Raw genomic sequence first — 1168 nt, 5'->3', positions numbered from 1 at the left:
GGGCGGGGGATCCGCAGAGGATCGGGGCGTACCGGCTGCTGGCGCGGCTCGGGGCCGGCGGGATGGGGCAGGTGTATCTCGCCCGCTCGGACCGGGGCCGTACCGTCGCCGTCAAGCTGGTGCGCGAGGAACTCGCCGCACAGGAGGAGTTCCGGGCCCGGTTCCGGCAGGAGGTGCAGGCCGCCCGGCAGGTCGGCGGGTACTGGACCGCGCCCGTCCTCGACGCCGACACCGAGGCCGCCGTGCCCTGGGTCGCCACCGGGTATGTCGCCGGGCCCAGCCTCCAGCAGGTCGTCGGGCACGACCACGGGGCGCTGCCCGAGCGGTCGGTGAGGATCCTCGCCGCCGGGCTCGCGCACGCGCTGGAGGACATCCACGCGGCCGGGATCGTGCACCGGGATCTGAAGCCGTCCAATGTGCTGGTGACGATCGACGGCCCCCGTGTCATCGACTTCGGCATCGCGCGGGCCCTGGAGACGGTGACCGACGGAGGGCTGACGCGGACCGGCGCGCTCGTCGGGTCGCCCGGGTTCATGGCGCCCGAGCAGGTGCGGGGCGACCGGATTACGCCGGCCTGCGATGTGTTCTGCCTCGGCTCGGTGCTCGCGTACGCCGCCACCGGCAAGCTTCCCTTCGGGGCCGGGGGGAGCGGGGTGCACGCCCTGATGTTCCGGATCGCCCAGGAGGAACCCGACCTGACGGGAGTGCCCGAGGGGATCGCCGAGCTCGTCCGCGACTGCCTGAAGAAGGACCCGGCGAAACGGCCGACGCTGGTCCAGGTGCTGGAGCGGACGGGCGCCGAGGACACGGTGTCCGACGGGCGGTCGCGTGATCCATGGCTGCCGAGCGCGTTGGTGGCCCAACTGGGGCGGCATGCGGTGCAGTTGCTGGACGCGGAGGATCCGGAGGGGCCGGGCGCGGAATCCGGCGCGGGCCCGGGCCCCGGCGCAAGCTCTGGTGCCGGCTCTGCCGAAGCCTCGCCCGAGCACGCTTCCGCGTCCGCCTCCGCCGACGACACGCCGCCCATCCCGGGCCGGCCCGGCGGGGGTCCGCCGCTGAACCATCTGCCCACGGCCGTCGCGGGACAGGGCATCCAGACGCCCCCGCCCCTGCCCCCGCCGGCGCCGAACGGTCCGGGCCAACCGCAGCTCCCGTACGGCCCCACGCC

General features: G+C 75.2%; 1 protein-coding gene. It reads left to right on the top strand.

What is annotated here, in order from left to right; genetic code table 11:
• The coding region (locus HLK59_RS50100) for a serine/threonine-protein kinase (RefSeq protein WP_240983112.1) at positions 1 to 1168 on the top strand (1168 nt) is incomplete at both ends.

It is taken from the genome of Streptomyces sp. S3(2020) (genome assembly GCF_013044505.1).
Taxonomy (GTDB): domain Bacteria; phylum Actinomycetota; class Actinomycetes; order Streptomycetales; family Streptomycetaceae; genus Streptomyces.
The sequence above is the reverse complement of the archived record's forward strand: the minus strand, read 5'-3'. Positions and strand labels throughout refer to the sequence as shown.